This is a genomic window from Rhodanobacter sp. Soil_C_14, assembly GCF_057657335.1.
This window is the reverse complement of the sequence record NZ_JBDGIQ010000008.1, coordinates 44,780-65,797: the sequence shown is the minus strand read 5'-3', so window position 1 is coordinate 65,797 and position 21,018 is coordinate 44,780. Positions and strand designations below refer to the sequence as shown.

The following is a 21,018-nucleotide window of genomic DNA, read 5'->3' as shown; positions in this document are numbered from 1 at the left end:
CTGGCGGCGAGCTGCGGGCGGGTTGACCCAGGTCAGCGCGTCCGCAGTGCATCCGCGGTCTGATGGCGACATGCAGAACACCTCTTCCACCGTGTGCGGCGTCGCTGACGCGCCGCTGCTCGAACTCGATCTGCGCGACCTGCCGTCGCCGCAACCGATGATGCGCGCGTTGGCCGCCGCCGACGCGTTGCGTCCGGGTCAGGCCGTGCAAGTGCTGACGCCCTTGCTGCCCACACCGCTGCTCGACCTGCTGCAGGCCCGCGGATGGCCAGCAACCGCAACGCTGCTTGCCGGCGGCGGTGCCCGCGTGCTGATCTGCTGTCCGCTCGGCGATGACGAAGCTGCGGCTTGACCGAGCGCCGGCCGCGCCGCTGCCGCTACGCTTCCTGCTCACGGTGCCGTTGTGGGGCGTGCTGGCCGGCGTGCTGCTGATCGTCGACGGCGATGCCGCGCTGCGGACGCGTTGGAGTCCGGCCACCCTGGCACTGGTGCATGCGTTTACCCTCGGCGTGCTGGGTAATGCGATGTTCGGCAGCATCCTGCAGTTTCTTCCCGCGGCCGCTGGCGTGACGCTGCGCGGTGGCGAGCGATCGAGCCGGTGGCTGCATGGCCTGTTCAACGTCGGCGTGCTGCTGCTGGTGGCCGGCATGCACCAGCGCTGGCCTTTCGGCCTGATGACCGCGGCGATGGTCCTGCCGGCTGCCTTCGTCATGCTGGCGCTGATGGTCGTGCCCGGGCTGCTGGCGGCGGCCGGACAGCGCCTGCTGCGTGCGGGCTTCGGCGTGGCGCTTGCGTCCGCGCTCGTCACCGCCGTGCTCGGTGCCGTGCTTGCGCTGGGCCTGGCGGGGCGCCTCGCCGTTCCGCTGACAGCGTGGACCGACGTGCATGCCAGCTGGGGCGTGCTGGGCTGGATCGTGGTGCTGCTGGCCACCGTGGCACGCGTGGTGATGCCGATGTTCCAGGGCACCGGCAGCGTGCCCGAAGCGGCGCAGGCGACGTGGCTGGCTGGCGTGGTCGCGGTGCTCGTGGCCGTTGCCGGCCTGCGCGCAGGCGGCGCGGTGGCCGGCGTGGTTGCCGCGCCCGTGCTGATCTTCGCCGGCGCCGGCCTGTGGCTGCAGTGGCGCGCGCCGCGGTTGCGCCGGGGACCGCTGGTGGACAGCTGGCGTGCAGGGCTGATCGCGCTGGCATGCGCCGCGCTGGCCTTGCCGATCGTGCCCGGCGGCATGCTCGCCGCCAGCGTGGGGCTGGGTCTGGCGCTGCCCTTGCTGGTGACCGCGATGATGCTGGAGATCGTGCCCTTCATCGGCTGGATCGCGCTGCATCGCCACTGCGGTCGCGGCATCCAGCTGCCCGGCGTGCAGCGCCTGCTGCCCGAGGCGGACAAGCGTCGCGTTCTGCTGGCCCAGCCGCTGCTGCTGTCGTTGCCGGCCGCGATGGTCTGGCCGTCCACATCGCTGGCGCGCGTGGCCGGCATCGCGCTGGTGCTGGTGTGGTCATTGACGGGCTGGACCCTGCTCGGCGCGGGCCGTCGCGCCGCGCATTTTCTGCGCTCGCTGGAGAAGTCACGATGAGTGTTTCGACAGGAGAGCGGGCCGTGATGCCCGGCGCCGGACGTTTCGCGCTTGCCCGCGTACGTGCGGCGATCGATCGCGTCGACGATGGCCTGATCGTGTTGCTGGCCACGCGTCGGCGGCTTGCCGCCATGGCTGGCCGGTTGAAGCCACGCAGCGGTGTGCCGTCGCGTGACCTGTTGCGCGAGCAACAGGTTCGTCGTCGCACGCAGGCGCTGGCGCGTCGACTGCAACTGCCGGCGGACACCGCGGCGCGGGTGGTGAACCTGGCGATCGCCGATGCCTGCGCGCGGCAAGGCCTCGCCGTTGACCTGGGTCAAGGCGTCCACGCCGTCGATCCACGCATGATGCCGCCCACCATGCGCATGCCTCCAGCTCCTGTTTCCATCACGCCGCGCCTGTTGCGCGCGCTGCCGCCACCGCAACGCGTGGCGCCACTGTTGCGCGTCCTGCCGGTGCGCTGGCAGCAACGCCTGCTGGAAGCGGCGATGCAGCGTGTGCTGGCCACGCCGATCCGCGACGGCTCGCTGGAGTTCATGCGCGGCCGTCGGCTGGCCATTGAGGTCAGCGACCTGCGCCTGCGCTGGGTGCTGGCGCTGGAAGGTGATCGCCTGCAGGTGGTCGACGACGAACCCGAGGCCAGCGTGCGCGGCAGCGCCACCAACCTGCTGTTGCTGGCCGGCCGGCTGGAAGATGCCGATACGCTGTTCTTCCAGCGCGCTCTGGACCTCACCGGCGATACCGAACTTGGCCTCACCGCGCGCAACCTGCTGGAGCGGCTGCCGTGGGAATCGGTGCCGCTGGGCCTGCGCATCGCGCTCAATCGCGGTGCCCGGTTCGCCCGCGCGGCGCGTGCGGCGCATCGTGGCGAGTACGCCTGACGCTTCGTTCCTTTCCTCGGCAGCGATCACCATGACTGACCTCGCAAACCTGCCCGTGCCGGTCTGGCGCGACGAACTCGAACACGATTACGCGGCGCTGGCCGAGCGGCTGGAGCCGCTGGTGCCATGCCTGGAAATTCCGTTGCACCTGCCGTGGATCGACGCGATCAATCGGCTGAAGAAGCAGCGCGGCGCGGTGATCATGGCGCACAGCTACCAGTCGCCGGAGATCTTCCACGGCGTGGCCGACATCACCGGCGATTCGCTGGGGCTGGCCCAGGCCGCGGCCGACTGCGAGGCCGAGCTGATCGTGCTGTGCGGCGTGCACTTCATGGCCGAGACCGCGAAGATCCTGGCGCCGCACAAGACCGTGCTGCTGCCCGACCTCGAAGCCGGCTGCTCGCTGGCCTCCTCGATCACCGCCGCCGACGTGCTGGCGCTGCGCGCGCAGCATCCGGGTGTGCCGGTGGTGAGCTACGCCAATACCTCGGCCGCGGTGAAGGCGGAGTCCGATGCGATCTGCACCTCGGCCAACGCGGTGCAGGTGGTGGAGGCGATGGGCGCGCCGAAGGTGATCTTCCTGCCCGACGAATTCCTCGGCCGCCACGTGGCCAAACAGACGAAGGTGGAAATCATCCTGTGGCACGGCCGCTGCGAAGTGCACGAGCGCTTCACTGCGCAGGAGGTGCGGCACGTGCGCGAGCAGTTCGGCACCCGCGTGGTGGCACATCCGGAGTGCTCGCCCGAAGTGCTGGCCGAGGCCGACTTCGTCGGCTCCACCACCGCCATGGGCAAGTGGTTGGCCCGCGAAAGGCCGGCGCGCGTGGCGATGGTCACCGAGTGCTCGATGGCCGACAACCTGAAGTCGCAGTTCCCGCAGACCGAATTCATCAAGCCGTGCAACCTGTGTCCGCACATGCAACGGATCACCTTGCAGAACATCTACGCCTGCCTGCGCGACCTGCGCCATGCGATCGAGATTCCCGCCGACGTCAGCCAGCGCGCCCGCGCGGCGCTGGAACGCATGCTCGCCGTCGGGCGGCGCGAACGCGTGTGAGGCACGCACGGCTGCCGATCGTGGTGGTGGGCAGCGGCGTCGCCGGACTGGCGACGGCGCTGGCCGCGGCGCCCGCGCCGGTGCGCCTGCTGTGTCGCGCCCACGACGGCTGCGGCAGCGCCAGTGCGCTGGCCCAGGGTGGCATCGCCGCGGCGCTCGATCCGCGCGACAGCCCCGCCGCCCACGCGCACGACACGCTGGTGGCCGGGGCGCAGCACAACGACGAGGCGATGGTGCAGTGGCTGACCGCCGAGGCGCCTGCGGCGATTGCCTGGCTGCAGGCGCAGGGCGTGGCGTTCGATCGCGATGCGCAGGGTGGTCTGCAGCTGGGTCGCGAAGGTGGCCACGGCGCCGCCCGCATCGTGCATGCCGGCGGCGATGCCAGCGGCGCGGCCCTGGTGCAGGCCTTGCGCGCACGGGCGCAGGCGGCCGCGCATGTGCAATGGCGCGGCGGCGTCGATGTCGATGCCTTGCTGCTGCGCGAAGGCCGCGTGGTCGGCGTGCGCACCTGCGACGAGCGCGGCCGGCATGAGCAGGTGGAGGCGTCGGCCGTGGTGCTGGCCACCGGCGGGATCGGCGCGTTGTACGCCCGCAGCAGCAACCCGGCAGGCGCCGATGGCGCAGGGCTGGCGCTGGGGCTGGCCGCCGGCGCCGCGGCGCGCGACCTGGAATTCGTGCAGTTTCATCCCACCGCGCTGGAGGTGGCGGGTCATCGCCTGCCGCTGATCACCGAGGCCTTGCGCGGTGCCGGTGCCCGCCTGCTCGACGCCGCCGGCAACGCGCTGATGGCCGGCGTGCATCCGCTGGGCGACCTGGCGCCACGCGACGTGGTGTCGCGGCGCGTGGCCGCGGTGCAGGCGGCCGGAGGACGTGTCCGCCTTGATGCGACCGGTGTCGACGGCGACTGGGAGCGGCGTTTCCCCACCGTGCTGGCGGCCTGCCTGGCGCATGGCTTCGATCCCCGCAAGGTCACCCTGCCGGTGACGCCGGTGGCGCATTTCCACATGGGCGGGCTGGCCACCGACGCGGACGGGCGCAGCAGCGTGCCGGGCCTGTACGCGGTGGGCGAGGTGGCCTGCAACGGCGTGCACGGCGCCAACCGGCTGGCCAGCAATTCACTGCTGGAAGGCGTGGTCTGCGGCCGCCGCCTGGGCGAAGGGCTGAGCCATGCAGCGGAAGCTGTGGTGGTGGGGCCGACGCGCGTGGTCGAGCGCGGCCCGGGCATGCCGTCGGCCGAGCTGGCCGTGCTGCGCGAGCTGCTGTGGCATGCGGGCGGACCGATCCGTGAAGCCCGTTCGCTGCGCGATGCGTGGCACGCCTGCGCGGTGCTGGCCGAGGCCGGCTGGCAGGCGCAGCTGGGCAAGGCGCTGTTGCGCGCGATGCGCCTGCGCACGCGCTCGCTGGGCGCGCACTGGCGGGAAGACCGCGGCTGTCCGTCCTGACACGCTGCTCGCTACCACGACGGCATTTCAGTGCGCACGCGTACGGCATCGCGTTGATGCGCGTCAAGACAGGAAGGCGCTCAGCTGGCACACTGGGCGTTCCTCACCCCGCGAGTATTTCATGACACGTCCTTCCTCCTTCGACTACGAACAGCTGCGCGCCTGCGGCCGCGGCGAGTTGTTCGGTGACGACAATGCCCGTCTGCCTTCGCCGCCGATGCTGATGTTCGATCGCATCACGCGGATTTCCGAGGAAGGCGGTGCCTACGGCAAGGGCCTGATCCATGCCGAAATGGACATCCATCCGGACCTGTGGTTTTTCGGTTGCCACTTCATCGGCGACCCGGTGATGCCAGGCTGCCTGGGCCTGGACGCGATGTGGCAGCTCAGCGGCTTCTTCCTGCCGTGGCTGGGCGAACCCGGCCGTGGCCGCGCGCTGGGCGTGGGCAACGTGAAGTTTTCCGGCCAGGTGATGCCGACGGCCAAGCTGGTGCGCTACGAGATCGACATCCGCCGCGTGATGCGCGGCAAGCTGCGGCTGGTGATCGCCGACGGCAAGACCTTCGTCGACGACCGCCTGATCTACGAGGCCAGCGACATGCGCGTGGGCCTGTTCCAGTCCACCGAGGGTTTTTGAGATGCGCCGCGTCGTAGTGACGGGCATGGGCATCGTGTCCTGCCTGGGCAATGATCTGGACACCGTGACCAGCGCCTTGCGCGATGGTCGCAGCGGCATCCGCGCGATGCCCGAGTACGCCGAGCTGGGCTTGCGCAGCCACGTGGCCGGCGTGCCGAACATCGACCTGGAAGCGGTGATCGATCGCAAGCTGAAGCGCTTCATGGGCGACGCCGCGGCGTATGCCTATGTGTCGATGCGCTCGGCGATGGCAGATGCCGGGCTGGACGCGGACCAGGTGCGCGATCCGCGCATCGGCGCGATCGCCGGTTCCGGCGGCGGCTCGCCGCGCTGGCAGATCGAAACCGCCGACCTGCTGCGCAACAAGGGCGTGCGCAAGATCGGCCCGTACATGGTGCCGCGCACGATGTGCTCGACGGTGTCGGCCACGCTGGCCACCACCTTCGGCATCCAGGGCCTGAGCTATTCGATCTCCGCCGCCTGCGCCACCTCGGCGCACTGCATCGGCGCGGCCGCCGACCTGATCCGCCACGGCGCGCAGGACGTGATGTTCGCCGGTGGCGGCGAAGAAGAACACTGGGGCATGACCTCGCAGTTCGACGCGATGGGCGCGCTGTCCAGCCATCACAACGACACGCCGGTCAGCGCCTCGCGCCCCTACGACACCAGCCGCGACGGCTTCGTCATCGCCAGCGGCGGCGGCATGCTGGTGCTGGAGGAATACGAACACGCCAGGGCGCGTGGCGCGCGCATCCATGCCGAACTGGTGGGCTACGGCGTCACCTCCGATGGCGCCGAGATGGTCGCGCCGTCGGGCGAGGGCGCGGTGCGCTGCATGAAGATGGCGCTGGCCAACGTCAAGGCGCCGATCGACTACCTCAACACCCACGGCACCGCCACGCCGCTGGGCGACATCGTGGAGTTGAACGCGGTGCGCGAGGCGTTCGGTGACGCGGTGCCGCCGCTGTCCTCGACCAAGGCGCTGACCGGCCACTCGCTGGGTGCCGCCAGCGTGCACGAGGCGATCTACAGCCTGCTGATGCTCAATGGCGGTTTCATGGCCGGCTCCGCCCACATCAGCGACCTCGATCCGGCGGCCGCAAGCTTCCCGATCGTGCGCGAAAGCCGTTCGGCGCCACTGTCCACGGTGATGTCCAACAGCTTCGGCTTCGGCGGCACCAACGGCACCCTGGTGTTCGCCAAGGTCTGAGCCCTGCACGACCCGCGGCTGTCACTTCGGCAGCCGCACAACCCTCCCCGAGTTTTTCCCCGCATGTCTTCCCCGGCCGCGCCCGCACTCTCGCGTGATTCCACCCTCGGCGAGGAAATCGCCAACAGCATCAGCCACGGCCTCGGCCTGCTGCTCGCCGCGGCCGGCCTGCCGATCCTGATCATCGCCGCACTGCGTAGCGGCAGCACCACCGCGGTGGTGGCATCGACGGTGTTCGGGGCCAGCGCGATCCTGCTGTACCTCGCGTCCACGCTGTACCACGCGATCCCGCATCTGCGGATCAAGGAACTGCTGCAGCGCTTCGACTACGCGGCGATCTACCTGCTGATCGCGGGCACCTACACGCCGATTGCGCTGGGCGTGCTGCGTGGTGGTTGGGGCTGGTCGATGCTGGGCGTGATCTGGGGCCTGGCCCTGCTGGGCGCGATCTTCAAGCTCGCCGTGGGCGCGCGTTTCCATCGGCTGTCCACCGCGCTGTACGTCGCGATGGGCTGGGCGGCGCTGATCGCGATCCGTCCGCTATGGCTGAACATGGCGCCGGGCGGCCTGGCCTGGCTGCTGGCCGGCGGCCTGGCCTATACGCTGGGCGTGGTGTTCTTCCTGCTGCACGAACGCCTGCGCTACAGCCACTTCGTCTGGCATTTGTTCGTGCTCACCGGCACCGGCTGCCACTACTTCACGGTGTTGCGTTATACGTTTTGAGTGAGGTGCTGCGCGCGGCCTACTCCGGCCGCTTCTGCACTTCCCGCATGCACCTCCGTCTTCTGGCGTGGCAACAACCTGCGCGCGATGCATGGCAGCCAGGTCAAGATAGTTCAGGGTGTCCATTGAAGCGAAGGAACTATTCCACCTGCTTGGATGACCGGTTAGGGCGCGCCGCGCTGAAAGAACGGATCGCGCCCAGGAATTTGAAGTTTGTTGAGTACATCCTCCCACCATGCGGCTAGATCTACTAACAACTCGAGGACGGACGTATTTCCGTCTGGAGTGTTGCCGTTTTGCACGATATGCGTGATATGGCTTATATCTGTTGAGCCATCAGGATGCTCCATGACGATATCGCCAACCAAGACTTTGAAATCTTTGTCGAGTTTACGAAGGTGGAAATGCTTATTTGCGTTGCAAATCTGATGGCACGCGTTGATCGACTTATTCAGCTTTCTTGTGTGAGCGAGAAAACTTGTCTCGGACTTGAGATTGAACTCTCCGAGAGAGTCCTTCGCTCTTGAGACAAGAACTGGATCTTCGCGAATCGTATGGTAGAGCCAGTCAACCAGAGCGAGACCGGTCGAAGCCGCGTTAATTGTTGCGTACAAGGTTGCATCTTGCACGTGTAGTACGTCTATAGGCAGGGTGCCCACTCGAAGCTTTTCCGGGATAGCTTTGAGAAGTTCAATTTCCCAGCACATCTTCCTCAAAACTTGCCAGATGCTCACTAGCCCAAGGGTTCGGTCGCTTGCGTTGAATGTCATTGAGCGCCCTGATGCTGGAGTTAAGCGGCGGCGCAGCCGTCCGCCTTGAACGAGTAAAAAGGTAACTACTACCTTCGCAGAGTAAAGGAGACGGCGATCTCTGCGCCATGATGGTTCTTGAGCTCTCCATCATCCAAGATGAGAGATTTGTTTGAGTATGGGAGTACCACCAGAGCGGATGCACCGTAGCCGGTCAATATTGCTCTTATGATTTTCTTTGTTGTTGTCTTTCCATGGGTCAACAGGATTGGCTGCTGCAAATCGCTGCAAACAAATGAAACGGGATGACCAAGTGTCCTAATGTAAGAGTCTTCGTCACTTGGGATTAGCTCAAGAATCATTCCAGCTCGGAATGGCATATCTCCGACAGTCTTTGCATAAGCCTTCATCTCCTTTTTGGGATGATATGGCTTGCTGATCTCTTGGAGGAAATCGTTTCTCTCTTTCTGGAGAGAGCGGTCTAGTTCTTCTTGCGATACGTGATATCCGCGGAACTCTACTCCATAACTTCTTGCAATTACCTCAACCCAAGTTTCGCGCCCGCTTTCGAGCGCTTCAACTAGGTCAATGTTTTCATTCTTAGGTATAGCGAGTACGAGCCCTTGGCCGCCTATGGAATGGCCGCGATAGGCATTGATATGACTCATGTGTGACTGAGTCCACAACTTTAGGGTGCGATCGTTCTTCTTGATTTTCGCCAGTTCGTCGTCATGAACCCGGGGGTTGTTTATCGAAATTTCCATGAGCCCTCGATAGATGCTTGTGGGGTAACTCCGAATCTTGCTTTGCCGACTAACTCTTAGATTTAAATCCTGCGGCCTATCACGGGCGACCAACATTTTCGAGAAGAGCTTTTGGTCCATTGAGTCAACGAACCTGACGTCACTGCTGCAGCCTAGTCCCGCAATCCAATCCCGCCACGTTGAAATTTGTTATTTCTGATGATGGCATCCTTTTGCTCTCAGATGAAAGGCACTTGGACGGCTCGACGGCGGGTGACGAGGCGTCGGGCCAACCGCTGGGTGGTGAATGGGCAATGCCGGGACGGCGGGCCGCGATTCGTATAGCGGCTCGCATGACGCGGCGCGACGAGGTTTTCGCCGGGGACTCTGGTGAGCCAGTCGTTGCTGATGTATTCGATGCTCGTGCAAATCCCGTCATATACCGGTGTTGACGGCTTCGCTGGGCTTATGCCTCAGCCACCGGCCGCATACCCGGCTCGCCGTGCCAGTAGCCGTTGCGTGCGCCGATCCGCGGCGGTGCTACCGGGGAGTGGCGGGCCAGGTCGAAGTGCGCCATCACTTCGGCCATGCCGTCGACCTGGGGATACAGGCGCAGCACGTCGACGCCCAGTTCGCGCAAGGCGGGCAGTTCGGGGCCGAGGTCGGTGATTTCCTCGCCCTGGATCTGGATGCCGTTGATGCGCAGGAAGGGGCGACCTTCGCGGGTGGCCAATGGCATGCCGTCGGGGTAGTCGATGCAGCGGAAGCCGCACTGGTCCTTGGCCACGTCCAGCGCGCGGGCGGTGAAGCAGCGGGCGGAGAAGGCCAGCGGCAGGCGGCCGAAGGCGATCACCTCCAGCTCGGGCATGGGCCGCTCTTCGGCCTGCATCGCCTCGCGCAATTCGCGCAGCAGCTGGTGGCCCTGCTCGACGCCAGGTACCCAGCGGCGCAGGCCGTCGGCCATCAGCATCGCCAGGGCGTGGTGGTTGTAGACGTTGAGGGTGGGGCCGGCGACGAAGGGCACGCCGCGTTCGCGGCACAGCTGCACGGCGGAAAGGTCGTTCGCTTCGATCCAGCAGTCGCCGTGGTCGACCAGCCGTTGCAGCACGCCCAGCTCGGATTCGGCCTCGATCAGCGCCAGCGACGACAGCACGACCTGCTTGCCACTGCGGGCCAGTTCGGCGGCCAGCGCGATCCAGTCGCGCGTGCCCAGTTCGCGGCGCTTGCTGCACACCGTCTCGCCCAGGTAGATGATGTCCAGCGGCCACTCCACCGCCTCGCGGTAGAACGCCAGGGTCTGTTCGCGTGGCCAGAAATACTGCAGCGGGCCGAGGCTCAGTTTCATCGTGTTCATCGGTTGCATGCCCCTGAAGTCAGTGCCACGAGCGGTGATAGGGGCCCAGCGTGGTCTGGTGGCCTTCGGCGTGCTTCGACAGCGACGACTGCCAGCCCGGCTGCAGCTGCCACGCGTCGGGTGCGTTGCGGTAGCGATCCAGCGCGTCGCGCCAGGTGCGGGTGACCGAGGCGACGTAGGCGACGCCGCGCTGGCGGCCTTCGATCTTCAACGCGGCCACGCCTGCTTTGGCCAGGCGGGGCAGCAGCTCCAGCGTGTTGAGGCTGGTCGGCTCCTCCAGCGCATGGAAGGTCTCGCCGCCGACCTCGAAGCGGCCCTTGCACACGGTGGGATAGCCGGCCGGTTCGGCGGGCTCGAACTTGTCCATCAGCACCTGGTTCAGGCGCACGCTGCGGCGACCGTCGCCGTGTTCCTCCCAGCGCACGAAGCTGGCCGGCGAGCACACGCCGTGGCGATTCGGCGAGGCGCCGGTGACGTAGCTGGAAAGCTGGCAGCGACCTTCGACCATGATGCACAGGCTGCCGAACGCGAACACTTCGATGGGCACCGGCGAGCCTTCGCACAATCGCTCGACCTGCTGGATCGACAGCACCCGCGGCAGCACCGCGCGACTGATGCCGAAGCGCTCGTGGGCGTAGCGCAGCGCCGGCGCGGTAGTGGCCGAACCCTGCACCGACAGGTGCCGCGCCATCGCCGGGTAGGTGCGCGTGGCGTAATCGAGCACCGCCATCTCCGCCGCGATGACCGCGTCGCAGCCGAACTCGGCGGCCTTGTCCACGGCGCGGTACCACGTCGCCAGGCGCGCGCTGTCGGGGTAGGTGTTCAATGCCAGGTAGACCTTGCGCTTGCGCTGGTGCGCGTAGGCGATGCCGTCGCGCAGTTCCACGTCGCTGAAATTCAGGCCGGGGAAGGCGCGGGCGTTGGTCTGGTCGCGGAAGCCCGCGTAGACCGCATCGGCGCCGGCGTCGATCGCCGCTTGCAGCGCCGGCAGGTTGCCGGCAGGACAGACCAGTTGCATGTGCACCTCGAAGCCAGGAAGTTCGCGGCGCATCGTGGCGGCTGATCCGGCGAGCTGCGTTGACATGGGTCAGGTCGGAGTGGTTCCGTGCGGATGCGGGAAAATTCGGCGGATGCGCCGAAGTCACCGGAAGGGAAGTTGACCGAGGTCAATCCCGGGCGCGCCGGTGCGGTCCATGCTGTGCCCGGCTTTGCACGACTCGTGTCGATGCCCGACCATCTGTTCCGATTGCCGACGGCGAAACTCCCCATGAATCCGATGAACACCACTGACCGTTACCACCCGCTGTCGATCGGCATGCACTGGCTGATGCTGGCGCTGCTGGTCGCCGTGTACGCCTGCATCGAGCTGCACGAACTGGCGCCGCGCGGCAGCAGCCTGCGTGCCGGCCTGAAGACCTGGCATTTCATGCTGGGGCTCGGCGTGTTCGCGCTGGTCTTCCTGCGCTTGGCCATTCGCCTGATGACGCCGTCGCCGCGCCGTGATGCGAGCCTTCCGGCCTGGCAGCACCACCTGGCCGGGATCATGCACTTGCTGCTGTATGCGTTCCTGATCGTGATGCCGGCGCTGGGCTGGCTGACCCTGAGTGCGGGCGGCAAGGTGATCCCGTTCTTCGGCCTGGAGCTGCCGCCGCTGATCGCGCCGGACGACCTGCTCGGCGAGCGGCTGGAGGACCTGCACGGCACCATCGGCACGATCGGCTATTACCTGGTGGGCCTGCACGCAGCCGCGGCGCTGTATCACCATTACTTCATGCATGACGACACCTTGCGCCGGATGCTGCCGCGCCGCGGCAACGGCAACTGAGCTGCGGCAGCCGGCCGCAGCGATGACGGTCGCGCGGTTGACGTGGGTCAGTCGCGCAGCGGCGGGCCCGCGCTAGCATGCTTCCATCCGCGGCATGCACGCCGCCTGCTGGAGCGCTCCCCATGACATCCGTCCCCACTCTCGTCGCCCTGGCCTGCGGCCTGGGCCTGGCCGTTTCGGTGCAGGCCGCACCGCCGCAATCGCCTGCGGAACACGCCAGCCACCACGCCGCCACGGTGAGCGTGCCCGCGCAGCGCTGGGAGCCGGACGCGTCCCTGCGCGAGGGCATGCGTCGCGTGCACGTCGCGGTGGACCAGCTGCGTCACTACGAGATGGGCCACATGAGTGCGCCGATGGCGGTCGACCGCGCGGCCGAAGTGGAGGATGCGGTGGGCTTCATGTTCGCCAACTGCAAGCTGGCTGCCGAACCGGACGCGGCCCTGCACGGCATCCTGGCACCGCTGCTCGGTGCGGCGCAGGCCCTGCAGGCCAACCCGGGCAAGGTCAAAGCGGTGGCCGCGATGCGCGAGGCGATCGCGCACTATCCGCACTACTTCAATGATCCGGGCTGGGACCAGCCGGCGCCGGCCATGCACGAGATGCACGACGAGCCGTGAAGCATTCCTGGCGGTCGCGGGATGCCTGCAGTGATTGCCACAGGGCATCCACGCGCTGCTCCACCGCGGCATCCGGCACGATCGGACGGCTCCAGCTACGCGCGGTTTCGGACGGCCATTTGCGGGTGGCGTCTATGCCGAGTTTGGAGCCCACGCCGGCCACCGGGCTGGCGAAGTCCAGGTAGTCGATCGGGGTATTCTCCACGAGCATGGTGTCGCGCGCGGGATCGACCCGGGTGGACACCGCCCAGATCACCGCCGACCAGTCGCGCACGTCGATGTCGTCGTCGGTGACGATCACGAACTTGGTGTAGGTGAACTGGCGCAGGTACGACCACACCGCCATCATGATGCGCCGCGCATGGCCGGCGTACTGCTTGCGGATGCTGACCACGGCGATGCGGTACGAGCACGCTTCGGGCGGCAGGAAGAAGTCGACGATCTCGGGAAACACCTTCTGCAGGATCGGCACGAAGATGTCGTTCAGCGCCATCGACAGCACCGACGGCTCGTCGTGCGGCGCGCGGCCCATGTAGCTGCCGTGGTAGATCGCGTCGCGTCGCAGGCGCAGGCGTTCGATGGTGAAGACGGGGAAATGGTCCTGCGCGTTGTAGTAGCCGGTGTGGTCGCCGAAGGGACCTTCCAGCGCGGTGTCGCCGGGGTGGATGAAGCCTTCCAGCAGGATCTCCGCGCCGGCCGGCGCATCCAGCCCGGTCAGCTCGCTGTGCCACACGCGGGTGCGCTGGCCGCGCAGCAGGCCGGCGAACTCGTATTCGGACAAGCTGTCCGGCACCGGCGCGACGGCGGCCAGCATGGTCGCCGGATCGGCGCCGATGGCGACCAGTAGCGGGAATGGTTGCTGCGGATGCGCGGCGCACCAGTCGGCGTAGTCCAGCGCGCCGCCGCGATGCGGCAGCCAGCGCATGATCACCCGGTTCGGCCCGATCACCTGCTGGCGGTAGATCGCCACGTTCTGCCGCGGCTTGCCGGTGCCGCGGGTCACCACCAGGCCGAAGGTGATCAGCTTGCCGGCGTCGTCCGGCCAGCAGTGCTGGATCGGCAGGCGGGCCAGGTCGATCTCGTCGCCGCGCAGGGTTTCGTGTTCGAACGCCGCCTCGCGCACCCGTTGCGGCGCGACGTGGGCCAGTTGCGCCAGCTCAGGCCAGGTGGCCAGCGCCTGGCGCAGGCTGGATGGCCAGCGCGGTTCCTTGATCGCGGCAAGCAGCTGGCCCAGTTCGCGCAGCGAGGCCAGCGGCCGTCCGGCCAGCGCCAGCTCGATGCGGCGACGATGGCCGAACAGGTTGCCGAGCAGCGCGTGGTGACTGTCGCCGGGATGTTCCATCAGCAACGCGGGGCCCGCCTCGCGCAGCGCGCGCAGGCTCAGCGCGGTGGACTCCAGATGCGTATCCACGGGCGCGCTGACGCGCTGCAATTGCTGCTCGCGCTCCAGCCGCTGCAGGAAGCTGCGCAGGTCGTGGAAACTCATGCGGACGGTTCGCCCGAGGTCGGAATGGCCAGCTCGTCGTCATCCGTTGCGGCCAGCAGGTGTTGATGTGCGCGTTGCAGTTCGGCCAGCAGCTCGGTGCGGGCCTCGGCGGCAAACGGGTTTTCGCGCTGGATCGCGCCGAACAGGTGGCCGGCGTCGCCGCGCACCGCGGCCAGCATGTGTTTCATGCCCTGGAACGAGGGCGGCGCGATCGGCATGCCGTCGTCCACGCCGATGTCGATCAGCCCCTTGGCGATGAAGAAGGCCAGCACGTGGGTGCGCGCCATCGCGCGGTCGTGGCGCTCCGGGTCCTGTTCGATGACTTCGCAGCCGAGCGCGGCGAACAACTCGCCTGCGCGAGCGGCGGCCTGCGGATGCCGGGCGGAGGCGCAGATCACCGTGCGCCGCGGGCGCTCGTCGCGGGCCAGGCTGAGCGGGCCGAACAGCGGATGGCTGCCGACGTGGGGAATCGCGTCGCCCAGCAACTCGTCCATCGCCGCGCAGGGATGCATCTTCACGCTGCCCACGTCGAACACGATCTGGCCGGCATGCAGCAACGGTTGCAACGCGAGCAGGGCGTCGCGCAGTTGCGGCACCGGCATCGCCAGCACGATCCATTGCGCGCCCTCGAGCGCGACAGGCAAGGATGGCGCGGCCAGCGCGGCGGGAACCCGGGCGTGCGGATCGAACACGCGCACGTGATGCCCCGCCTGCAGCAACAGCTGCGCAAACGCCTCGCCGAAACGGCCATGGCCCAGCAGCGCAACGTGCATGCCCGGAGCCGGCGATTCGGCGGTGCTCATGTCAACGCGGGCGCGCGGCCGCTGGCCAGGCTGTGGCGCAGCGCGGCATCCCACGGCGCGAGGTCGATCGCGCGCGCAGCCAGCCAGTCGCGGTCGAACAAGGTTTGCGCGTAGCGCTCGCCGCGGTCGCACAGCAGGCTGACGATGCTGCCGCGCTGTCCGCGCGCGCGCATCGACGCGGCCAGCTGCAGGCAGGCGACCAGGTTGGTGCCGGACGAGCCGCCGTAGCGGTGGCCGAGCAGGTCTTCCAGCAACCAGGCGGCGGCGATCGAGGCGGCGTCGGGAATTTCGTTGACGCGGTCGACCACGTCGAAGATGAAGCCCGGTTCCACGCGCGGTCGGCCGATGCCTTCGATCAGGGTGGGCTGGCTGGCCACCGCCTTCATGTCGCGGTTGCGCCAGCCGTGCACGTAGCCGCTGCCGCTGGGCTCGGCCACGCACAGTCTGGTGTGCAGCCGGCGGTAGCGCAGGTAGCGGCCGATGGTGGCCGAGGTGCCGCCGGTGCCGGCGCCGCAGACGATCCACGCCGGTTCGGGTTCGGCTTCCAGCGCCAGCTGGCCGATGATCGACTCGGCGATGTTGTTGTTGCCGCGCCAGTCGGTGGCGCGTTCGGCCAGGCCGAACTGGTCGAGGTGGCAGGCGCCGCGTGCGGCATGTTCGGCGGCGCGCGCGTGCACCTGGGCCGGATCATCGACCAGGTCGCAGGTGCCGCCCAGCGCCTGCACGTCGCGGATCTTGCCTGGCGCGGTGCAGGCCGGCATCACCGCGGTGAATGACAGGCCGAGCAGGCGCGCGAACCAGGCTTCCGAAATCGCCGTGCTGCCCGAAGATGCGTCCACCACCGCCTGGCCGCCACGCAGCCGGCCGTTGCACAGCGCGTACAGGAACAGCGAGCGGGCCAGCCGGTGCTTCAGGCTGCCGCTGGGGTGGGCGGCCTCGTCCTTGAAGTAGAAGTCGACGCCGTGGAAGCCGGGGAAATTCAGCTTCAGCAGATGGGTGTCGGCGGAACGCGCGGCCTCCTGCGCCAGCTTGGTCAGGGCGTCGTGCACCCAGCGGCGATCGTGGTCCTGTTGCAGGTTGACCAGGTGCAGGACGCTGTCCATCGGAGACTCCGGATTCATGGCGCGTGGCTCGCGGCCCGGTGCATCGCGCGCATGCGGCGGCCGAGAAATTCGAAATAGCGGTCGATGTAGCTGATGCCGTTCTCGTGATCGATCAGGTACGGATTCATCAGCGTGTGGCGCAGGATCATCAGCCGGTCCTCGTCCGGATCGAGCGAGCTCGCATCCAGGCCCAGCGCCTGGAAGATGCGCGTGGTCTGCGCGTGGCCCAGCATGTCCGGGCGCAGCGTGGTCACCGAGCCGAAGAACTCCTTGGTCTGCAGCGGCTGCTGCGGATCGCAGCGCAAGGTGTCGTGCAGTTCGCGCACGAAGGCGTTGGCGGCGGTGATCGAGCGGTTGCCGCGCGGGTTGAGCGCCAGGCAGACCAGGTTGCTGTCTGGCGCGAACGGCACCAGCGCGTGGACGCAGTCGGCCAGTTCCAGCGCGAAGCGCTGCGCGCGGGCGTGGAAGGTTTCGGCGGCACGCACGGTGGCGCAGGGCAGGCGGCCGAAGTGGGCGTGATCCAGCGGCAACACCTTGTGGGTGACATAGACGGCCGCCGCCGCGGCGCCGGACTTGGAGCCTTCCGGAATGAACTGGCCCAGGCTGCGGTAGCGGGCGAGATAGTCCTTCGGCGTGCCGCCGTGGAAGACATAGTCGGCGCGCTCGGCCAGCAGCGTCATCGCCCGGTGGTCGCGGCAGATGAAGGCGCCGCTGCCGTAGGGCAGGTAGCCGAGCTTGTGCGGATCGACGGTGACCGAGTCGGTGGCGCCCAGCGCGGCGAACGCGGCATGCACGGCGGGCGTGGGGAACTGCACATAGTCGGCGGCGACTTCGTCGCGCGGACGCAGCGAGCCGTCCTCGTTGCGGAACAGGGTGGCCAGGTAGCCGCCCCAGGCGGCGTCGACGTGCACGGCGAAATCCAGCCCCCGCTGGCGCGATGCATCGCGGGCGGCGAGCACCTGGTCGATCGGATCGATGGTGCCGTACTCGGTGCCGCCCAGCACCGCCACGCACATCAGCACGGGTTGTTGCTGGCGGGCGCAGCGTTCCAGCGTGTCGCGCAGGGCGGCCGGGTCCAGTCGCATGCCTTCGGTGGGCAGCAGTTCCAGCTGGTCGCGCCCCAGGCCGAGCAGCTTCACGCCCTTGCTCCACGAGTAGTGGGCGGTCACCGGCGCCAGCACCCGCGGCAGCTTCAGCGCGGGATGGGCGGCGAAGAAGTCGACCAGGCCGCGCTGCTCGATCCGCTCGCGTTCGACCCGATGCAGCCAGCAACTGCGCTCGGCTGCGGGTTGCGCCGCAAGCCAGGCCTGCCAGTCGGTCAGCAGCGCGATGCCGTCCGCCTGCGCGAGGTTGAATGCGCTCCAGTCATCCTCCGGCAGCGCCAGCCCGGGAACCTGCGCTGTGCGCAGCGCCACCGGAAACGCCTTCAGCGCCAGCGCCAGGCGCAGTGCCTGGTAGTTGGCCAAGGTGCCGCCGGAGGTGAGGTGGCCGAACGCACAGGCGTCCCGCGCCGGATCGTGCGGATAGCCGAGCATGCGCGCCAGCTGCAGGCCGACCTGCACTTCCATGTCGACGGTGACCGGCGCGGCATCCTCGCTGACGTTGTTGGGGTTGTAGGGCAGGGTCAGCATCTGCGCGGCCAGGCCCGGCAGCAGCAGGTCCGAGGCCATGTGGCCGATGTAGCGCGGGCTGTGGAACGGCACCGACTTCTTCAGCGACGCCGACAGCTGGTGCAGCTCGCGGCGCATGCGCGATTCGAAGGCAAGGTAATCGGGATGATGCGCGGCGGCGGTGGCGATCGCCGGCGGATCTTCCGGATGGAAGTTGCGCCGCCAGTAGACGTGGTCGCGCAGGAACTCGACCAGCATCTTTTCCAGCAGCGCGTCGTTCTCGCCGTAGGGGCCGAGGAAGCAGGCGTCCAGCGTGTGGTCACGCGGCTCGCCGTGGTTGAACGGTTGTGCGCTCATGCGATCCATCCATGCAGCCAGCCCAGCGGGTGGTGCATGCGCGCCACGCCGAGCATGTAGACGTAGCTGGCCAGCGCGGCGATGAAGAAGGCCAGCCGCGCACGGCGGCTGCGGGCGCGCTTCAGTGCCAGCGTGGCCAGCACCACGTAGACCACCAGCAGCACCAGCTTGGTGGTGAGCCAGCCGTTGGCGAACAGCGCGCCGGGCAGGATGCTGACCAGCATCAGCGCGGCGGTGAGCAGGGTGGTGTCGATCGCGTAGCTCAGCCAGCGCACGGGCTCCCACTGGGCGGCGCCGGCGTAGCCGAACTGGGTCAGCAGGCCGCGCAGCGCGAACAGCGAACCGCTGGCCAGCACGCAGGCGATGTGGAGCCATTTGATTTGGGGATAGAACTCGAGCATCGGGGATCGCTGCCGGGGAACGGGTAAAGCATCAGGGCGCGCCGTGTGGCGCGCCCTGATGCAAGTCACGCGTTGTTGCGAATCGCTCGTGGCGAGGTCGCCGTTGCCGTCCGCCGTTTCGGGAACAGCCACAGCGCGGCCACGAACACCGAGATCAGCAGCGCGCCGATGGCGAACAAGGTGTCGCCCGGCACGCGCATCCACACCAGCATGTGGATCAGCGGGCGATCCATGAACTCGGCCGAGCGGGCGAACCAGTAGCCGTGCTCCAGCACCGCCTTCAGCTGCAGGATGCCCAGCGGCAGCAGGGTCAGCGCAGCCATCAGCGAGAGGCCGATGTTGAGCAGCCAGAACGAGCTCTTCAGCCAGCCTTCGCGCCACTCGGCGTCCGGCTTGATGCCGCGCAGGCAGAACAGCATCAGGCCCAGGCCGAGCATGCCGTACACGCCGAACAGGGCGGTGTGACCATGCGTGGCGGTGAGGTTCAGGCCCTGCATGTAGTACAGCGCGATCGGCGTGTTGACCAGGAAGCCGAGCAGGCCGGCACCGACCAGGTTCCAGAAGCTCACCGCCACGAAGAACATGATCGGCCAGCGGTAGCGCGCCATCCACGGTGCCTCGTGCTGCTTCTTCCAGGTGTCGTACGCTTCCATGCCGATCAGGGCCAGCGGCACCACTTCCAGTGCCGAGAAGCTGGCGCCCAGCGCGATCACCGCCGTGGTGGTGCCGCTGAAGTACAGGTGATGCAGGGTGCCGAGCACGCCGCCGGCCATGAACACGATGGTGGCGAACAGCACGTTGGTGGTGGCCGTGGTCACCCGCAGCAGGCCCAGGCGCACGAACAGGTAGCTGATCACCGCGGTGGCGAACACTTCGAAGAAGCCTTCCACCCACAGGTGCACCACCCACCAGCGCCAGTATTCGACCATCGCGATATGGGTGTGCTCGCCCCACATCAGGCCGGCGCCGTAGAGCAGGCCGATCGCCACCGTGGACAGGAACAGCAGGCCCACGATCGAGGCGCCTTCCTTGTTGCGGTTCATCGCCGGCCACAGGGCGCGGCCGACCAGGAACAGCCACAGCATCAGGCCGATGAACAGGAAGATCTGCCAGAAGCGGCCGATGTCGGTGTATTCCCAGCCCTGGTGGCCAAACCAGAAGTTGTACTTCAGGCCCATCTTGTCCATAACCGCGAACCACTGGCCGGCGAACGAACCGACCACGATGACCAGCAGGCAGACCCACAGGAAGTTCACCCCGAGCCGCTGGAATTTCGGCTCGTGGCCGGAGATCAGCGGCGCGATGTACAGGCCGGTGGCCAGCCATGCGGTGGCGATCCACAGCACGGCCAGTTCGGTATGCCAGGTACGGGTGAGGCTGTACGGCAGGTAGTTGGCCAGCGCGAAGCCGTAGGCTTCCTGGCCTTCCACCTGGTAATGCGCGGTGGTGGCACCCAGCAGGATCTGCGCGAGGAACAGGCCCAGCACGGTCCAGAAATACTTGCCGGTGGCCTTCATCGACGGCGTGGCCTTGAACTCGGTCAGCGGGTCGCGCGCCGGAACGACCGGCAGCGGTTCATGGCTGACCTGGCGGGCGTGATGCCAGCCGAGCAGGCCGATGCCGAAGATCATGAACAGGATGCTGAAGACCGACCACAGGAAGCTGGTCGAGGTCGGCGTGTTGCCGGCCAGTGGTTCGTACGGCCAGTTCTGCGTATAGCTCATCGGCTCGTTCGGGCGTTGCGTGGCGGCCGCCCAGCTGGTCCACCAGAAGAACGCGGTGACCTCGCGCCGGTGTTCCATCTCGGCCACGGTGTTCTCGCGCATGGCGTAGCCTTCGCGCAGCTTGTGCGTGGCCGGGTCGTTGCCGAGCAGGCTCATGTAGTGCGCCGCCACGGCTTCCATCGCGCGGGCGCGCAACGCCGAGACGGTGATGGTGTTGCTGGCCGCGTCCCAGGTGTTGGTGCGCAGCTCTTCCTGCACGCGGGCCTTCAGCGGGGCCTGCTGTTGCGCGGTCAGCGTGTCGTAGGGGCCCAGGCCGGCGTCGCGGGAAAGCAGTTCAAGCATCGCCATGCTTTCGCGATGCAGCCAGTCCGCGCTCCAGTCCGGCGCCAGCAAGGCGCCATGGCCCCAGATCGAGCCCAGCTGCTGGCCGCCGATGCTCTGCCAGACCTGCCGGCCTTCTTCCATGTCGCCCTTGGTGTACAGCGTCTGGCCGTCTGCGGTGACGACGGCGGTGGGCAGCGGCGGCGCCTGCTGGTGGACCTCCTTGCCGACCCACAGCAGCACGGCGAAGGAGGCGACGAGCAACGCCGCCAGCCCCAACCAGAGTTTTCGGGTGGTACTCATGGTGCATCTCCCTGAAAGATGCGCGCATGCTGGTCGAGGCGACCGTCGTCGTTGTTGATGCAGGTCAAGCGAACCCTTCGCCTGCCTGCGCGAATTGTCGC

20 protein-coding genes are annotated in these 21,018 nt (G+C 67.7%); 10 read left to right on the top strand and 10 right to left on the bottom strand.

Going from position 1 to position 21,018, the window contains the following annotated elements; all coding sequences use genetic code 11:
* Positions 1-22: 22 nt before the first annotated feature.
* The 8 genes from AC3A56_RS16370 (at position 23) to trhA (ending at position 7,521) form a co-directional block, all read left to right on the top strand.
* A complete protein-coding gene (locus AC3A56_RS16370; protein WP_235577858.1) occupies positions 23-352 on the top strand; it encodes a DUF2249 domain-containing protein in 330 nt (109 codons plus the stop codon).
* Positions 333-1,571, top strand: a complete 1,239-nt coding sequence (locus tag AC3A56_RS16365) for a hypothetical protein (RefSeq protein WP_487771054.1) — start codon at positions 333-335, stop codon at positions 1,569-1,571. The genes AC3A56_RS16370 and AC3A56_RS16365 overlap by 20 nt, the downstream gene beginning before the upstream one ends.
* On the top strand, positions 1,568-2,452 hold the full coding sequence (gene ubiT, locus AC3A56_RS16360; RefSeq protein WP_487771053.1) for a ubiquinone anaerobic biosynthesis accessory factor UbiT: 885 nt from the start codon (positions 1,568-1,570) through the stop codon (positions 2,450-2,452). Before AC3A56_RS16365 ends, ubiT begins: the two co-directional genes overlap by 4 nt.
* Before the next feature lie 31 nt (positions 2,453-2,483).
* Positions 2,484-3,509, top strand: coding sequence for a quinolinate synthase NadA (nadA, locus tag AC3A56_RS16355; RefSeq protein ID WP_056717167.1), 1,026 nt, complete (start codon positions 2,484-2,486; stop codon positions 3,507-3,509).
* A complete protein-coding gene (locus AC3A56_RS16350) occupies positions 3,506-4,951 on the top strand; it encodes an L-aspartate oxidase (RefSeq protein WP_487771052.1) in 1,446 nt (481 codons plus the stop codon). Before nadA ends, AC3A56_RS16350 begins: the two co-directional genes overlap by 4 nt.
* 121 nt (positions 4,952-5,072) lie before the next feature.
* Positions 5,073-5,588, top strand: a complete 516-nt coding sequence (gene fabA / locus AC3A56_RS16345; RefSeq protein ID WP_007807788.1) for a 3-hydroxyacyl-[acyl-carrier-protein] dehydratase FabA — start codon at positions 5,073-5,075, stop codon at positions 5,586-5,588.
* Position 5,589: 1 nt separating this feature from the next.
* Positions 5,590-6,798 (top strand): beta-ketoacyl-ACP synthase I, encoded by a 1,209-nt coding sequence (gene fabB / locus AC3A56_RS16340; RefSeq protein ID WP_487771051.1) that lies wholly within the window; start codon positions 5,590-5,592, stop codon positions 6,796-6,798.
* Between the two features lie 63 nt (positions 6,799-6,861).
* Positions 6,862-7,521: a PAQR family membrane homeostasis protein TrhA gene (trhA, locus tag AC3A56_RS16335; protein WP_487771050.1), complete on the top strand. Its 660-nt coding sequence runs from the start codon at positions 6,862-6,864 to the stop codon at positions 7,519-7,521.
* 164 nt (positions 7,522-7,685) lie between these two features.
* Here trhA and AC3A56_RS16330 read toward each other — a convergent pair whose 3' ends face one another.
* The 4 genes from AC3A56_RS16330 to ubiU form a co-directional block, all read right to left on the bottom strand.
* Positions 7,686-8,255, bottom strand: coding sequence for a hypothetical protein (locus AC3A56_RS16330; protein ID WP_487771049.1), 570 nt, complete (start codon positions 8,253-8,255; stop codon positions 7,686-7,688).
* 104 nt (positions 8,256-8,359) lie between these two features.
* Entirely contained in the window at positions 8,360-9,034 is a 675-nt protein-coding gene (locus AC3A56_RS16325) for a hypothetical protein (protein ID WP_487771048.1), read from the bottom strand.
* Between the two features lie 445 nt (positions 9,035-9,479).
* On the bottom strand, positions 9,480-10,367 hold the full coding sequence (locus AC3A56_RS16320; protein ID WP_487771047.1) for a U32 family peptidase: 888 nt from the start codon (positions 10,365-10,367) through the stop codon (positions 9,480-9,482).
* A gap of 19 nt (positions 10,368-10,386) precedes the next feature.
* Positions 10,387-11,451, bottom strand: a complete 1,065-nt coding sequence (gene ubiU, locus AC3A56_RS16315) for a ubiquinone anaerobic biosynthesis protein UbiU (protein WP_487771046.1) — start codon at positions 11,449-11,451, stop codon at positions 10,387-10,389.
* A 183-nt stretch (positions 11,452-11,634) separates the two neighbouring features.
* Here ubiU and AC3A56_RS16310 point away from each other — a divergent pair, with 183 nt between their 5' ends.
* Both AC3A56_RS16310 and AC3A56_RS16305 read left to right on the top strand, forming a co-directional pair.
* On the top strand, positions 11,635-12,192 hold the full coding sequence (locus AC3A56_RS16310; protein WP_487771045.1) for a cytochrome b: 558 nt from the start codon (positions 11,635-11,637) through the stop codon (positions 12,190-12,192).
* 122 nt (positions 12,193-12,314) lie between these two features.
* On the top strand, positions 12,315-12,809 hold the full coding sequence (locus AC3A56_RS16305) for a DnrO protein (RefSeq protein WP_487771044.1): 495 nt from the start codon (positions 12,315-12,317) through the stop codon (positions 12,807-12,809).
* On the opposite strand, the gene AC3A56_RS16300 is transcribed toward AC3A56_RS16305, so the two are convergent.
* The 6 genes from AC3A56_RS16300 to AC3A56_RS16275 form a co-directional block, all read right to left on the bottom strand.
* A complete protein-coding gene (locus AC3A56_RS16300) occupies positions 12,748-14,295 on the bottom strand; it encodes a UbiD family decarboxylase (RefSeq protein WP_487771043.1) in 1,548 nt (515 codons plus the stop codon). The two genes, AC3A56_RS16305 and AC3A56_RS16300, sit on opposite strands and share 62 nt — an antisense overlap.
* Positions 14,292-15,098: a prephenate dehydrogenase/arogenate dehydrogenase family protein gene (locus AC3A56_RS16295; protein ID WP_487771042.1), complete on the bottom strand. Its 807-nt coding sequence runs from the start codon at positions 15,096-15,098 to the stop codon at positions 14,292-14,294. The genes AC3A56_RS16300 and AC3A56_RS16295 overlap by 4 nt, the downstream gene beginning before the upstream one ends.
* Complete coding sequence (locus AC3A56_RS16290) at positions 15,095-16,201, bottom strand: PLP-dependent cysteine synthase family protein (protein WP_487771041.1); 1,107 nt, start codon at positions 16,199-16,201, stop codon at positions 15,095-15,097. The genes AC3A56_RS16295 and AC3A56_RS16290 overlap by 4 nt, the downstream gene beginning before the upstream one ends.
* Before the next feature lie 14 nt (positions 16,202-16,215).
* On the bottom strand, positions 16,216-18,168 hold the full coding sequence (locus tag AC3A56_RS16285; RefSeq protein WP_487771040.1) for a pyridoxal phosphate-dependent decarboxylase family protein: 1,953 nt from the start codon (positions 18,166-18,168) through the stop codon (positions 16,216-16,218).
* Positions 18,165-18,569: a SirB2 family protein gene (locus AC3A56_RS16280; protein WP_204111480.1), complete on the bottom strand. Its 405-nt coding sequence runs from the start codon at positions 18,567-18,569 to the stop codon at positions 18,165-18,167. Before AC3A56_RS16280 ends, AC3A56_RS16285 begins: the two co-directional genes overlap by 4 nt.
* 65 nt (positions 18,570-18,634) lie before the next feature.
* Complete coding sequence (locus AC3A56_RS16275; protein ID WP_056717144.1) at positions 18,635-20,917, bottom strand: nitric-oxide reductase large subunit; 2,283 nt, start codon at positions 20,915-20,917, stop codon at positions 18,635-18,637.
* Positions 20,918-21,018: the final 101 nt, after the last annotated feature.